Source organism: Agrococcus sp. GW821-FHT14H11, assembly GCF_058803545.1.
The window spans coordinates 137,172-151,251 of the sequence record NZ_JBXAPA010000001.1; the positions used below are offsets into that span (position 1 = coordinate 137,172).

The 14,080-nt window shown below is 74.1% G+C and carries 12 protein-coding genes and 1 riboswitch; of the genes, 3 read left to right on the forward strand and 9 right to left on the reverse strand.

Translation table 11 applies throughout. The features are described from left to right. From AC1RNL_RS00700 to imuA', 7 genes are all read right to left on the reverse strand, one after another. The coding region (locus AC1RNL_RS00700; RefSeq protein WP_492934158.1) for a hypothetical protein at positions 1-845 on the reverse strand (845 nt) is incomplete at its 3' end. 86 nt (positions 846-931) lie between these two features. Further along, the gene (locus AC1RNL_RS00705; protein WP_492934159.1) at positions 932-1,840 is read right to left on the reverse strand and encodes a hypothetical protein; all 909 of its coding nucleotides are present in this window, start codon (positions 1,838-1,840) and stop codon (positions 932-934) included. Between the two features lie 116 nt (positions 1,841-1,956). Then, complete coding sequence (locus AC1RNL_RS00710) at positions 1,957-2,703, reverse strand: energy-coupling factor transporter transmembrane component T family protein (RefSeq protein ID WP_492934160.1); 747 nt, start codon at positions 2,701-2,703, stop codon at positions 1,957-1,959. Next, positions 2,700-4,394, reverse strand: a complete 1,695-nt coding sequence (locus AC1RNL_RS00715) for an ABC transporter ATP-binding protein (protein ID WP_310121973.1) — start codon at positions 4,392-4,394, stop codon at positions 2,700-2,702. The genes AC1RNL_RS00710 and AC1RNL_RS00715 overlap by 4 nt, the downstream gene beginning before the upstream one ends. Then, positions 4,387-5,007 (reverse strand): ECF transporter S component, encoded by a 621-nt coding sequence (locus tag AC1RNL_RS00720; RefSeq protein WP_310121976.1) that lies wholly within the window; start codon positions 5,005-5,007, stop codon positions 4,387-4,389. The genes AC1RNL_RS00715 and AC1RNL_RS00720 overlap by 8 nt, the downstream gene beginning before the upstream one ends. Continuing rightward, positions 4,997-5,647, reverse strand: coding sequence for a YkoF family thiamine/hydroxymethylpyrimidine-binding protein (locus AC1RNL_RS00725; protein WP_492934161.1), 651 nt, complete (start codon positions 5,645-5,647; stop codon positions 4,997-4,999). Before AC1RNL_RS00725 ends, AC1RNL_RS00720 begins: the two co-directional genes overlap by 11 nt. A gap of 46 nt (positions 5,648-5,693) precedes the next feature. Continuing rightward, a riboswitch (TPP riboswitch) is annotated at positions 5,694-5,801 on the reverse strand. A 45-nt stretch (positions 5,802-5,846) separates the two neighbouring features. After that, on the reverse strand, positions 5,847-6,515 hold the full coding sequence (imuA', locus tag AC1RNL_RS00730; protein ID WP_492934162.1) for a DnaE2-dependent mutagenesis accessory factor ImuA': 669 nt from the start codon (positions 6,513-6,515) through the stop codon (positions 5,847-5,849). Between the two features lie 122 nt (positions 6,516-6,637). Here imuA' and AC1RNL_RS00735 point away from each other — a divergent pair, with 122 nt between their 5' ends. The 3 genes from AC1RNL_RS00735 to AC1RNL_RS00745 are packed head-to-tail and all read left to right on the forward strand — an operon-like array spanning position 6,638 to position 9,592. Beyond that, the gene (locus AC1RNL_RS00735; protein ID WP_492934163.1) at positions 6,638-7,606 is read left to right on the forward strand and encodes a 1-phosphofructokinase family hexose kinase; all 969 of its coding nucleotides are present in this window, start codon (positions 6,638-6,640) and stop codon (positions 7,604-7,606) included. A gap of 59 nt (positions 7,607-7,665) precedes the next feature. Next, positions 7,666-8,112 (forward strand): GNAT family N-acetyltransferase, encoded by a 447-nt coding sequence (locus AC1RNL_RS00740; RefSeq protein ID WP_310121987.1) that lies wholly within the window; start codon positions 7,666-7,668, stop codon positions 8,110-8,112. A 22-nt stretch (positions 8,113-8,134) separates the two neighbouring features. Then, positions 8,135-9,592: an alpha-amylase family glycosyl hydrolase gene (locus tag AC1RNL_RS00745; RefSeq protein ID WP_492934164.1), complete on the forward strand. Its 1,458-nt coding sequence runs from the start codon at positions 8,135-8,137 to the stop codon at positions 9,590-9,592. Positions 9,593-9,982: 390 nt separating this feature from the next. Here the strand turns inward: AC1RNL_RS00745 and AC1RNL_RS00750 are convergent, their stop codons facing one another. Both AC1RNL_RS00750 and AC1RNL_RS00755 read right to left on the reverse strand, forming a co-directional pair. Then, a complete protein-coding gene (locus AC1RNL_RS00750; RefSeq protein ID WP_492934165.1) occupies positions 9,983-11,791 on the reverse strand; it encodes an ABC transporter ATP-binding protein in 1,809 nt (602 codons plus the stop codon). Beyond that, positions 11,788-13,668 (reverse strand): ABC transporter ATP-binding protein, encoded by a 1,881-nt coding sequence (locus AC1RNL_RS00755; RefSeq protein ID WP_492934166.1) that lies wholly within the window; start codon positions 13,666-13,668, stop codon positions 11,788-11,790. The genes AC1RNL_RS00750 and AC1RNL_RS00755 overlap by 4 nt, the downstream gene beginning before the upstream one ends. Positions 13,669-14,080 lie beyond the last annotated feature (412 nt).

The window sequence follows — 14,080 nt, forward strand, 5'->3', positions numbered from 1 at the left end:
GCGGCCGCCAGGCAGGCATCCGCACCGACGGCGAGCGCATCGCCGACCTGCGCCTCAGCACCCGCGTCGACCAGCGCTCCGACCGCCGGCACGAGCGCGTCGCCGCTCGAGCCATCACCGACCGCAGCCGCCGAGTCGCAGCCGCCCCGCAGGCTGCCGCCCAGCGCGGCCGCCAGGCAGGCATCCGCACCGACGGCGAGCGCATCGCCGACCTGCGCCTCAGCACCCGCGTCGACCAGCGCCTCGACCGCCGGCACCGAAGCACCGTCGACCGTCGCATCCGTCTCGGCGTCCGTGGTCGTCGCCGCAGCGTCGACCAGCACGGCATCGACCGCGCCATCAGCCGTGGTGTCCGCCACCGCCTCCACCGTGGCGTCCACCGTGGCATCCGCTGTCGCGTCCACCACCGCACCCGCCGTCGTGTCGACCGCATCCACCGTGGCACCCGCCGTCGTGTCGACCGCATCCACCGTGGCATCCACCGTGGCATCCGCCGTGGCGTCCACCGTGGCGTCCACCGTGGCATCCGCCGTGGTATCCGCTGTCGCGTCCACCACCGCATCCGCCGTCGTGTCGACCGCATCCGCCGTGGCATCCACCGTGGCGTCCACCGTGGCATCCACCGTGGCGTCCACCGTGGCATCCGCCGTGGCATCCGCTGTCGCGTCCACCACCGCATCCGCCGTCGTGTCCGCCACCGAATCGGTCACGGTCACGACCGCGACCTGGTCTCCGACGCCGACTGTCGCGTCGGCCTCGACGGCACTGGCTACGCCAGTGCCAGCGGCCCAGAGGCCGCCCGCGAGCGCTGTCGTCCACAGCGCTCGCATGATGAGCTTGTTCATCGCTCAGCCCTTCCATTGATTGAGTCGATCTGCCGCCCCGCTCCGGGACGGCCGCGTGCCGCGCGCATGGCGCGGCCGGGGATCGCTCAATCAGGGCTCGCGGCGAGCTCCTCCACGAGTGATGCGGGGACGCGGTCGTGCTCGACCGCGCCGGCGCTCCCGCCCGGCAGCTCGGGCTCGGAGCGGGCATCGAGGGTCGCCGGCGGCTGCCCGGCGGCGCCGCCGCCCGCGCCGGAGGGCGCGAGCGCCGGGGGACCAGGATCCGGACCGGCATCCGGCGACAGATCGACGAGCAGCTCCGACGCCGGCAGCCCAGGCACGGCAGCCCCGGACGACGGCGACCAGCGGACCGCTCCCGATGCGGCGACGACGGATGCGTCGCCGGCCGCGGTCCGGAGCACGAGTCCGGTGACCGCAGGCTCCGGAGCGCTGGGCTCCGCGGCTGCGGATGTCGGGACGGCGATCGTGGATCGCTCCTGGAGCAGCGCATCGGCGACCGGCACGGCATCGACCGCCGGATCGATGCCCTCGGCGATGGACTCGAGCGCGGACGCGACGACCTCGACGGCGTCTCCGCCGAGCGATGCGACCGGTTCCGTCACCGACGCGAGTGGATCCGGCAACGCCGGCACGACCTCAGCCACAGCAGCCGGCACGGCCTCAGCCACAGCAGCCGGCACGACCTCGGCAGCGACCGCTACGGTCTCGACGAGCTCCGCTGCAGGAGCGGCGGGCTCGGGTGCCGGCAGCCCGGCCGGCTCGACCACCGTGATCGCGGCCGCGAGTCCGACGTCGGGATCGGGCGAGAGGGGGATCGCTGCGCCGACAGCGCTGCCGGCTGCGCCCGCACCACCGTCGACGCCGTCCTCGGCGGCGCTCGCAGCAGCACCGCCCACCAGGAGCGAGATCGCAATGGTGCCGATCGACGCCGCCCCGGTGGCGACGGCCAGGCGCAGCAGGCGGCGGCCGCCTGCACGTGCGCCCGACTCGGCCATGCGTGCCTCCGATGCTGGGATCTCCGGGCTCTACCGTGCAGACGGTACTCCCGATGTGCCGCGCATTCCGCGATTCCCAGGACCTTGCCAGGCGCACCTCGCCGCCGAGGCACCGCTCACACCAGCTCGTCTCCAGCCAGCACGGCCGCGGCGAGGAGCACCGCGACGATCACGAGCACGGCGTCGCGCGACCCGAGGCGAGCAGGGCGCCAGGCGGTGCGAGGGCCGTCCCGGAGCCCGCGCGACTCGAGCGCGAGGGCGACGCGCTCGGCGGATCGGATCGCGGCGACGAGGAGCCCGAACGCCTGCCGCGCGAACCCCACGATGCCGCGACGGGGCGTGCCGTCTGCGCGCAGCGGCGCGCGGACCGCGTGCGCAGCGCTGATCGTCGACCACGTGCGCGGCATCCCGGCGAGCATCCGCTGCCCCGCGAGCAGCGCGAACGCGTAGCGCGGGCTCAGCCGAGCGTGCGCCACGAGGCTCGTCATCAGCTCCCTCGGGGGAGTGCTCGCCAGGAAGCCGACCGCGAGTGCGCCGATGACGAGGCCCCGGAGCGCGAGCGCCGCACCGACCGACAGGCCCTCGACCGTGACGCGCAGCGGCGCGTCGGGCAGCAGCGGCTCGCCGGGGCGCGCGAGCGCGTTGATCACGACGAGGCCGAGCCCGAAGAGCGCGAAGGGCGCCTGCGCGAGCGCGAGCGTGCCCCAGCCCACCCGTGCCGCGGCGCGCACGGCGACGAGCACGAGCGCGTGGAGCGCGAGCAGCGGCAGCGGCTCGAACACGAGCTGCAGTGCGACCGAGGCGGCGAAGAGCACGCCCGCCTTCACGGTCGGGTCGCAGCCCGAGAGCCAGGAGTCCTTCACCGCGGCGCCTCCGCAGCAGCGGCCATGGACGCCTGCATCGCCCGGTCGTCGAGCGCGCGGAGCGCCCGCTGCAGGTGGGCCGGGTGCCGCACCGCAGTCGCCAGCCGCCGCAGCGATCGGGACGGTCGCATGCCGGCGGCGGCGAGCAGCGCAGGATCGCGCAGCAGGGCCAACGGCTCGACGTCGGCCGCGAGCCGCCCGTGGGCGATGACGAGGACGCGGTCGGCGTACCCGGCGACGGCCCGTAGATCGTGGCTGGAGAAGAGGACGGCGCGGCGGCCGGCCGCTTCGCGCAGCGCCCGCAGCGCCTCGATCGTGCCGCGGCGGTCGAGGCCGAACGTCGGCTCGTCGGCGAGCAGCAGCTGCCGCTCGTGCACGAGCATCGCCGCGAGGCTCAAGCGCCGCTGCTGACCGCCGGAGAGCCGGTGGGGGTCGCGATCGGCATGCTCGGCGAGCCCGAAGCGCGCGAGCATCGCCTCGACGCGCCCCTGCGCACCAGGGCCGAGGCCGTGCGCGATCTCGGCGCGCACGGTCCGGGCTGCGAACTGGTGCTCGGGATGCTGGAAGACCAGGCCCGCGCGCGCTCCCTCCACCGTGCCCGCCCGGGGCCGTGCGATGCCGGCGAGGCACGTGAGCAGCGTCGACTTGCCGCTGCCGTTCGCGCCGACGAGCGCAGCGGTCTCGCCGGTGCGCAGGTCGAGGTCGATCCCCTCGAGCACCGGCGGACGCCGGGCGGAGCGGCGCGCGAAGGGATCGCGCGGGGCGACAGCGAGTCCGCGGGCGCGCAGCACGGGAGCCGCGGCGGGCGGCGGCGCGGCCGAGGCCGCAGCGGCGTCCGACAGCGCGAGCGCGATCGCCCGGCCCTCGACCGCGTCCGCCCCCTCGGCGGCGTCGGCGTCGAGCAGCGCGCGCAGCTCGAGCTCGAGCGGCAGCCAGCACCCCTCGGCGAGCAGCCGCCGCAGCAGCGGCGCGCCCATCTCGCGGGGCGGCCCGTCGTGCAGCACGCGCCCGGAGCGGCTGAGCACGAGCCAGCGCGGCGGCAGCGCGACCAGCCCCTCGTCGCCCGCGAGCTCGTCGAGGCGGTGCTCGACGAGCACGTGCGCGGCCCCGGTGCGGGTGCGCAGCTCGGCGATCGCGGCCCGCACCGCGCGCACGCCGTCGCCGTCGAGCATCGACGTCGGCTCGTCCAGCAGCAGCAGCGGCGGATCCGCCGCCGTCGCAGCCGCGAGCGCGACCAGCTGCAGCTCGCCGCCGGAGAGCTCCGTCGTGCGGCGCGCCCGCAGGCCGCTCGCGCGGACCCGCTCGAGGGCGGCGGCGACCGCGGGCTCGATGCGATCGCGTGGCACGGCGAGGTTCTCGAGCGGGAAGGCCACCTCGTCCTCGACGTCGGGCATGCACACGCCGCTCTCAGGGTCCTGCGCGAGCACGCCCACCGCATCCGCGAGCGACGCCATCCCATGGACGCCCACCTCGCGCCCGGCGACGGCGACGCGGCCGGTCGTCCGGGCCGGCACCGCGTGCGGCACGGCGCCGTGCAGCATGCGCAGCAGCGTCGACTTGCCCGAGCCGGACGGCCCGACCACGAGCAGCGACTCCCCCCGCTCGACGACGAGGTCGATGGGACCGACCCCGTCGCCGCTCGGGAAGACCGCCTCGAGCGCGCTCGCGACGAGCAGCGGCTCCTCAGCCACGCCGCCGCACGGGCGCGGCCTCGGCCGTCTCGCGGACGATCGGGAATGCATCCAGCACCCCCGTGCGCCGCAGCGCGTCGACGATCAGCTTGGCGAGGATGCCGCCGAGCACGATCCCCGAGACCAGCTGGATGCCCAGGCGCAGCAGCAGGATGTCCTGCTCCCACCACGCGAACCGGAACGCCGAGTAGACGAACACCAGGCCCGCCCCGGCGAGCCCGGAGAGCGCGAAGGTCAGCCAGCCGAACCTGCGATAGCGCCCGAGCGCGAAGGGCAGCTCGCTGCCCGCGCCCTGCAGCAGCGCGGCGATGAGCAGCAGCGGCCCGACGGGCGAGCCGAGGAAGACCACCTCGATGACGGAGGCGATCACCTCGGCGATGATGCCGACGAACGGGCGGCGGATGATCGCGACGGCGATCGGCGCGACGAGCAGCCAACCGCCCAGCAGGAAGTGCTGGGCGAGATCGCCCGCCGGCCCCATCGCGATCGACAGCGCGGTCCACGCCTGCACGAGCGCCCAGTAGAGGAAGCCGAAGACGGCCCCGAGCATCACCATCAGCACGATGTCGCGCATCGCCAGCCGGGGGCGGGCGGCGCGCGGCTCAGCCGACACGGGCGTGGCTCGGGCTGTTGACCGAGATCGTGAGGTGGCTCGTGACGTGCTGCACGCTGCGACCGACCACGACCCATCCGGCGAGCGCCGTGGCGATGACGTCGCCGAGGTCGCCCTCGAGCCGCGTGACGAAGTGCTCCGACGCCCGGTACGTGCCGTTCGACTTCGCGAGCTCGATGGCGGCGAGGATGTCTCGCATGTGATCGGCCTCCTGCGCGCCGGCGGTGTCGGCGAGCGGGTAGAGCGCCCACTCGGCGGCCGCGAACCGGCCGGTGCGGCGGCCCTCGGGCACGACGACCGCGCGCGGGCCGGCACCCCCGGGCAGCTCGCACACGGCTTCGCCGGGGCAGCCGCGCGAGAGGTGGATGGTGATGGATGCGTGCAGGCCGGTGGCCGCGACCGTCTCGGCGAGGCCGGTGAGCGCGCGCAGGAGCTGCGGCTCCGACCCGCCGAGGTAGGTGCTCACGTCCCCGGTCTGCACCGTGAGGCCGGTGGTGTCGGTGCGGCGGAGCGCGTCGAGGACGACCTCGACGAAGCGGTCCGACATCACCGCGACGGTGACGCGGGCGCCGACGCCGAACCGCAGCGGATCCTCCCGCAGCTCCTCCGGCGCGAGCGCTCGCTGGGCTGTGTCGGTCATGGTTCCCCTCCCGGGCGATCATCAGCTCGGGAGGACGCCCCGCTCGACGGGGCTGCTGATCGCTCCCTGCGCTGGCATGATCCAGATCAGGTTCGACGGTCGGAGTTGGAGTACTCCCTCTCAGCCCGCTGTACGGACTCCCGTGCTCGGGACGAGCGTACAGGGCACCGGATGCCGTGTCGACGCCGGACGCCCCGGCTCACGCGGCCGGCTGCTCCTCGGCCGCCGGGCCGCCGATGGGGATGCGCGCGAGCCGCGGCGCTCCGCCCGACGACGCCTCGACGAGCAGGCTGCCCCCGGCGATCCTGCCGTCGCCGTCGGCGAGCCCCTCCCACTCGGCGCACAACGACCGCACGACGGTCGCGGCGTTGGGCCACGGGCCGGCGACCAGCAGCGTCGCGGACGCCTGGCGCAGCCGCGCCGCGATGCGGGCGGCGTCGGTGTGGGTCACGCGCCCGGGCGAGGCGGCGAGCACGACCGGCATCGCCTCGGCGAGGCTCGCGACCACGTCGAGCCAGGCCCGGCCGGGATGCGGCACGAGCGCGATGCGCTCGATCGGCACGCCCAGGTCGCGGGCGGCCTCGACGCCCAGGTCGGGCATCCCCACAATCGCGCCCCACGCGCCGGCCGGCATCGCCGCGCCCAGGCAGGCGAGGGCGAGGCTGCGCGACTCGATGCTGTGCGCGGCGCCTGGCCGGAGCGCGCGCACGACCTCCGCGAGCCCCACCGCGGCCGGCTCGACCGGGGCGGGCTCGACCTGCAGGGAGCCCGCCTGCTGCATGCCGCGCAGCCGCTCGCGCAGCGCCTCGACCGTCGCCGTGCGGTCCTCCCCCGTGCGGCGCTCGAGCCTCGTCGATGCCATCCCCATCCCTCCATTCTCGAACACACGTTCGAACGGGTCAACCGGCGGCGGCGTGTCGACGATCGGCCCCGCGTGGGATGATCGAGCCACCCCGCCCGCTGCGGGGGCGACCGCGACGAGGAGGCCAGATGGCGACCGACGCCGATGCCCGAAGCGTCGCACCGACCGCTGACTCGGCCCCTCGCGGCCCGATCCTCTGCGTCACCACGAACCCCGCGATCGACATCACCTACACGATCGACGAGCTGCGCCCGGGCGTCAGCCATCGCGTGCCCACCGGCCTCGCCCGCGCCGGCGGCAAGGGCGTCAACGTCGCGCGCGTGCTGCACCAGCAGCACGAGGACGCCATGGTCATCGCCCCGATCGGCGGCCCGGTGCAGGCGATCTTCGTGCACGACCTCGACCGCTCGGGCATCCGCCACCGGCTCGTCGAGGTCGACGCGCCCACCCGCCGCACCACCGCGATCGTCACGCCCGCCGGCACCACCAACCTCAACGAGACGGGCGAGGCGGTCGACGCGCGCGGCTGGGAGCAGCTGCTCGACATCCTGCGCGAGGAGGCGCCCGGCGCCCGCGCGATCGCCTCCTCCGGCTCGCTGCCGCCCGAGACCCCCGCGCACCTGTGCGCGAGCATCGTCGAGATCGCCGTCGCTGCCGGCACGCCCGTGATCGTCGACGTCGGCGGCGAGCAGCTGCGCCACGCGGTCGCCGCGGGCGCCACGGCCGTCAAGCCCAACCGGCACGAGCTCTTCGACGCCATGGGCGGCGCCGACCCGCTCGACGCCGCCCGCCGCCTCGCCGCCCTCGGCACCGGCACCGTCTTCGCGTCGCTCGACGTCGAGGGGATGCTCGCGGTGCTGCCCGACGGACGGGCCTGGCACGCGCGCATCCACCAGGTGCTCGACGGCAACCCGACCGGCGCGGGCGACGCCGCCGTCGCCGCGCTCGCGCAGGCGATCCCCGAGGGCGCGACCCTCGAGGAGCAGCTGGCGCGGGCCACCGCGTGGTCGGCCGCGGCCGTGCTGGCAGCCCAGGCGGGCACGATCGCCGACCCGCGCGAGCTCGCTCGGCACATCCGCATCACGCCCATCGGCTGACGCCGAACGTTCATCCCCAGGCCCCTGGGCATCCGTGGGCGCGCTGGTACGGTGTGCGCATGGAGAACCTGCGCCTCGAAGAGCTGAACGCGGCCAACATCGTCGCCGCCAACGGCATGACGCTCAAGCGGGGCCAGGAGGCCTTCCTCGCCGGCAACGCGCGGCTCGAGGAGTTCGTCAACACGCAGAGCGCCTGGCAGCGCGTGATCTTCGACGGCGACGACCCGGTCGCGTTCGTGATGGCGAACTTCGACCCCGAGGTCGACCGCGAGGAGTACCGCTCGAGCATCCTGCGCATGTACGTCGCAGGCGACGCGCAGCGCAGGGGCGTCGGCAGCTTCACCGTCGACCAGGTGTGCGAGGAGGCGCGCCGGCTCGGCTTCGACAGCGTCTACGCCGTCTGGGAGGAGGGCGACCTCGGCCCCGGCAAGTTCTTCGAGGCCGTCGGCTTCGAGGTGATCGGCGAGAACGAGTACGGCGAGGCCATCGGCCGCAAGAGCCTCTGACGCGCCGAGCTCCGAGCCTGCCGTGCCAGCGGGTCGCACCGCGCGCCGCCTGACGGCAGCCGTCGCCACCGCCGCCGTCCTCGCGGTCGCCGGCTGCGCATCCGCCGCCCCCGAGCGCCGCGACACGGGGCTCGCGATGTTCCAGTGGACGTGGGACGCGATCGCCGCCGAGTGCCCCGCGCTCGGCGAGGCGGGCGTCGCCTGGGTGCTGACGTCGCCGCCGCAGGAGCACGTCGACGGCGCGACCGCCGGCCTCGCGGGTGCCGACGGCTCCGAGTGGTGGTGGTCGTACCAGCCGGTCTCGTACGCCGTCGAGTCGCGGCTCGGCACGCGCGACGAGTTCGCCGCGATGACCGCCGCCTGCGCCGAGGCTGGCGTCGACGTCTACGCGGATGCGGTGGTCAACCACATGGCGGGCGTCGAGTCGGGCAGGGGCTGGGCGGGCACCGACTTCACCCACTACGCGTATCCCGGGCTCTACGCGCCCGACGACTTCCACGACTGCGACCGCACGCCGGACGACGACATCGACGCGTACCGCGAGCCGTTCGTGATCCAGCACTGCGAGCTCGAGAACCTCGCCGACCTCGCGACCGAGTCCGAGCGGGTGCGCGCGACCATCGGCGCCTACCTCGACGACCTGCTCGCGCTCGGCGTGACGGGCTTCCGCATCGACGCGGCGAAGCACATCGACCCCGACGACGTCGCCGCGATCGTGGCGGCGCTCCCCGAGGGCACACCCGTCATCAGCGAGGTGATCCGCGGCACGGGCGAGCCGGTGCAGCCCGAGCAGTACACGGCCTCCTCGACCGTGTGGGAGTTCGGATGGGCCGACCGGGTCGGCGCGTTCGTGCGCTCGGGTGCCGCGCGGGCGCTCGCCGACCTCTCCCCCGAGGCCTACGGGCTGCTCGACGAGCAGGCGCGCACCTTCGTCGCGAACCACGACACCGAGCGCAACGGCTCGACGCTCGCCTACCGCGACGGCGGCGCGTTCGCGGCGGCGACCGCGGTGATGCTCGCGAGCGACTACGGCCCGCCGACGCTCTACTCGGGCTACGCCTTCAGCGACCGCGACGCGGGGCCCGCGCTCGAGGCCGACGGCTCGGTGACGGATGCGTCGTGCACGGGCGACGAGACCGCCGACACCGAGTGGGCCGACGGCGCGTGGGTGTGCCAGCACCGCTGGCCCGGCACGCTGGAGCTCGTCGCGTGGCGCACGCGGGTCGTGGATGCGCCGGTGACAGCGACCGAGCCCATGGGCAGCGTGCTGGCGCAGCTGCGCGGCGAGACCGGGGCGTTCGCCGTGCAGCTCGACGACGAGCCGACGACCGTCGAGGTTCCGGTCGAGCTGCCCGACGGCCGCTACTGCGACGTCGTGGTGCCCGACTGCGCATCCGTCGTCGAGGTCGTCGACGGTGTCGCAGCCCTCGAGCTGGGCCCGTGGCAGGCGGTCGCGCTCGACCGCTTCACGCGGCCGTAACCCTCCGGCCGCCGCTGGTCGAGGAGCCGGCCGCCGCCCCCTCCGCTGGTCGAGGAGCCCGCGGCCGCAGGCCGCGGGCGTCTCGAGACCACCCCGCGTCCGCCCCTCCGCTGGTCGAGGAGTCCGCGGCCGCAGGCCGCGGGCGTCTCGAGACCACCCCGCGTCCGCCCCCTCCGCTGGTCGAGGAGTCCGCGGCCGCAGGCCGCGGGCGTCTCGAGACCACCCCGCGTCCGCCTCTTCCGCTGGTCGAGGAGTCCGCGGCCGCAGGCCGCGGGCGTCTCGAGACCACCCCGCATCCTGCAGCAGCGGGGTGGTCTCGACTCGCCGGCCTCCGGCCGGCGGCTCGACCAGCGACGGGAGGCCGGCGGCTCGACCGGCGACGGGCGCTAGCTAGACCAGCGACTCCCGCCACGCGCGGTGCAGCGACGCGAACTTGCCGCCCGCCTCGATCAGCTCGTCGGGCGAGCCGTCCTCGATGATGCGGCCGTGCTCCATGACGAGCACCCGGTCGGCGATCGCGACCGTCGACAGGCGGTGCGCGATGATGATCGCCGTGCGGTCGGCGAGCAGGGTCGTGAGGCCCTCCTGCACGAGCCGCTCCGAGGGGATGTCGAGCGAGGCGGTCGCCTCGTCGAGGATGAGCACCCGCGGGTCGGCGAGGAACGCGCGCGCGAACGACAGCAGCTGCCGCTGCCCCGCGCTCACGCGCCCGCCGCGCTTGTTGACGTCGGTGTCGTAGCCGTCGGGCAGCGCCTCGATGAACTCGTGCGCGCCCACCGCGCGGGCGGCCGCCTCGATCTCGTCGTCGCTCGCGCCCGGCTTCCCGAGCGCGATGTTGTCGGCGACCGTGCCCGAGAACAGGTAGGCCTCCTGCGTGACCATCACGACCGCGCGCCGCAGGTCGTCGTTCGACAGCTGGCGCAGGTCGACGCCGTCGAGCTTGACGCTGCCCGCCGTCGGGTCGTAGAACCGCGAGACGAGCTTCGCGAGCGTCGACTTGCCGGCGCCGGTGGTGCCGACGAGCGCGATCGTCTGGCCGGACGGGATGTGCAGGTCGAAGTCGGGCAGCACGACCTTGCCGCTGCCGTACGAGAACTCGACGCGGTCGAAGTCGATCTGGCCTCGCGAGGCGGGCAGCGCCTTCGCGGCGACCGGCTCCTTGACCGTCGGCTCCTCCTCGAGCACGCCCGAGATCTTCTCGAGCGCGGCCGAGGCCGACTGGTAGCCGTTGAAGAACATGCCGATGCCCTGGATGGGCTGGAAGAAGTTGCGGGCGTAGAGCGCGATCGCGAGCAGCGCGCCGATCTGCAGCGACCCATCCACGACCCGCAGGCCGCCGACGAGCACGAGCGTGGCGACGGTGATCGCGCCGATCGCCATGATGCCCGGCTCGTAGATGCCGAAGATGTTGATGGTGCGGAAGTTCGCGTCGCGGTAGTCGTCGACCCGCTCGTCGAAGTCGCGCTGGTTGGCGGGCTCCTTGCGGAACGCCTTCACGGCGCGGATGCCGGTCATCGTCTCGACGAAGTGCACGATCATGCGCGCGCTCGTCGTGCGCGTCTCGCGAAACAGCACCGTCGAGCGCACCTGGAACCAGCGCGTGAGGATGATCGCCGGGATGAGCGCGATGCCGATGATGAGGCCCGACAGCGGGTCGAGGATCGCCATCGCGATGCCCGTGAACGACATGAACAGCACGCCGCGCACGAGCTCGTTGAGGCCCTGGTCGAGCAGGTCGCGGATCGACTCCAGGTCGCTCGTCTGGCGCGCGATGATGCGGCCCGACGTGTAGGACTCGTGGAACTCGAGGCTCAGGCGCTGCGCGTGGTCGAAGAGCCGGCGGCGCAGCTCGAACAGCACCGTCTGGCTGATGCGCGCGATGCTCACCGTGTAGACGTACATGAGCACGCCGCCGAGGATCGCCGCGACGATGTAGGCGAGCGTCGCAGCCCACAGCGGCATCCAGTCGGCGCGCTCGACGATCGCCGGCAGGCCGTGGTCGATGCCGTACGCGATGAGCATGGGCCCGGCGATGTTCGCGGCGACCGCGATCACCACCAGGATCATCGTCACGACGACGCGGCCGATGTGCGGCCGCAGCAGCGCGCCGAGCAGCTTCCGCGAGCGCGCTCGGATGGCCTTCGACTCGGCCTTCGTGTAGTCGGTGCGGTCCTCGCCCGCGACGCCCTGGACGGTCATCGGGACACCTCCTCGGTCTGTGCGTCGAGACCGTCGAGGTCGTCGAGGTCGACGCGCTGCATCGAGCCGGTGATGGCCTCGATGCTGGTCCTGTCGCGCTCGGCCTCCTCGAGGCTCGAGATCACGTAGCGGTAGTGCTCGCTGCGCGCGAGCAGCTCGGAGTGGGTGCCGACGTCGTCGATCCGGCCGTCGCGCATGAGCGCCACCCGGTCGGCGAGCTGCACCGTGCTCGGGCGGTGCGCGACGATCAGCGCCGTCGTGCGCTCGAGCACGTGCCGCAGCGCGGCCTCGACCTGCGCCTCCGTCTCGACGTCGAGCGCCGAGAGCGGGTCGTCGAGCACGAGCACCGCGGGGTCGGCGGCGACCGCGCGGGCGAGCGCGAGGCGCTGCCGCTGGCCGCCGGAGAGCGAGAGGCCCTCCTCGCCGATCTGCGTGTCGAGGCCGTCCGGCAGGTCGCGCGCGAAGTCGGCCTGCGCGATCGCGAGCGCGCGGTCGAGGGCCTCCTCCGACGCATCCGGGGCGCCCATGAGCACGTTCTCGCGCACCGAGGCCGAGAAGAGCGTGGCGTCCTCGAAGGCCATCGCGACGTGCGTGCGCAGCTCCTGGAGCGACAGGTCGCGCACGTCGACGCCGTCGAGCAGCACGCGGCCGCCAGTGACGTCGTAGAGGCGCGCGGGCAGCGCCGTGAGCGTCGTCTTGCCGGAGCCGGTGACGCCGATGAGCGCCATCGTCTCGCCCGGCTCGAGCACGAGGCTCGCGCCGTCGACGAGGTCGCGCTCGTGCGGCTGCGCGTCCTGGTAGCGGAAGTGCACGTCGTCGAACACGAGCCGCCCCTTCGGCGCCGGGATCGTCGTCGGCCGCTCGGGGTCGACGATCGTGTTCTCGGCGTCGAGGATCTCGTGGAAGCGGCGCGAGGCGTTCGACGCGTCGATGAGGAACGCGAAGAGGAACCCGATCGACTCGATCGGCCAGTTCAGCACCATCGCGACCGCGAAGAACGCGAAGAGCGTGCCGACGGAGATCTGGTCGCTCGCGGCCAGCCAGACGCCCAGGAAGAGGCAGACGGCGTACGAGATGTACGGCACGATCGTCAGCCACATCCACAGGTACCCGTCCATGCGGGCCTTGTCGATCTCGGTCTCGCGCAGCGTCGACGCCTGGTCGGTGAAGCCCTCGAGCGCGTGGCGGCCGCGGCCGAAGGCCTTCAGCACGCGGATGCCGTGGATCGACTGCTCGACCGTCGTGGCGAGGTCGCCCGCCTGGTCCTGCGCGGCGCGCGAGACGACGAAGTAGCGGCGCTCGAAGCGCAGCGCCACGAACACGACCGGCGCCGAGAGCACGACGAAGACGGAGGCGAGCAGCGGGCTCCAGAAGAACAGGATGACGATGCCCACGACGAGCGTGATCGCGTTCACGACCAGCAGCGGCGCGCCGAAGGCGCTGAAGCGGCGGATCATGCCGAGGTCCTGCACGGCGCGGCTGAGCAGCTGGCCCGACTGCCAGCGGTCGTGGAAGGCGACCGGCAGCGCCTGCAGCTTCGCGTAGAGGGTGCGGCGCATCGACGCCTCGACCTGCGTCGACGGCAGCGTCACGAGGAACCGGCGCATGTAGACGAAGAAGGCCTCGCCGAGCGCGAGCGCGAGGATCGCGATCGCGACGGGCCAGACGGCCGCGGAGTCGCGCTCGGCGAGCGGGCCGTCGACGAGCGCGCGCATCGCGATCGGGGTGGCGAGGCTCAGCAGCGCCGAGACGAGCGCGGCGGCGGTGCCCCAGAGCAGCCGCGGCAGCACCGGGCGCAGGAACGGCAGCAGGCGCGCGAGCGCAGGCAGGTGCCCGGCGACCTTGGTGGGAGTGGGATCGGGAGGCGTCGAGGACATGGGAGGGGATCCTTCGAGGTCGCCGACGTCGTGCATCGGCGATGGTGCGGTGCGACGGGTGGGTCGCGATGGTGGTGCTGCATCGATCGTCGGCGGTGCCGCCGACACGACGGGGCGAGCGGTGCTCGCGGCGGGCGGGAGGCCCTGCTCGCTACCGGCGTCCGGCGGGGACGAGGCGGACGCGGAGGGCACGGCCGGCAGCGATCGGGGCGGTCGTCGTCGTGCTCATGGCATCCTCCAGGTCAGCCGCTCCCTGGTGGCGCGGACAGCCTTCGATTGTAAGCAGGCTCACAGCGCCGCGTCCAGCCCCCATCGGCGTTTCCCGATCACTTTCTCGAGCAGTCCTCACCGCGGTTCCCGACCCGATCGACCCGGCACGACCCGGTGCACCGGGTCGTCCGGGGTGGAACGG